A 333-nucleotide genomic window follows, 5' to 3' on the forward strand; every position below is an offset into this window, starting at 1 on the left:
CAGTCTCTTCGTGATTTAGTGGATTGCTTTAACAGCCAGAAAAACTGCCATTATCACCTGGGAACCCGCACCATCAGCCGTTCCTCTTTATCTGATGCAAACAAAAATCGACCCTCCGAAATTTTTTTGGAAACGTTCTACTACCTACTGGAACAAGTTCGTGAGCATTTACCAAACAAAGCAGCAAATGAAATGGTGCGGTTAATTGACTCCACCACCATTGACCTGAATTTGAATCAATACGAGTGGGCAAAGTTTCGCTCTACAAAAGGAGGGATTAAACTTCATACCGTTTATGATCCTAATGCAGAGATCCCTGTTTTCTTTCAGATG

1 pseudogene is annotated in these 333 nt (G+C 41.7%); it reads left to right on the top strand.

The window, feature by feature from the left end:
- Positions 1-333 (top strand): annotated as a pseudogene (locus EYD46_RS17855) (IS4 family transposase); the annotation flags it as partial.

Origin of the sequence: Hyunsoonleella pacifica (genome assembly GCF_004310335.1) — a bacterium.
GTDB classification, from domain to species: domain Bacteria; phylum Bacteroidota; class Bacteroidia; order Flavobacteriales; family Flavobacteriaceae; genus Jejuia; species Jejuia pacifica.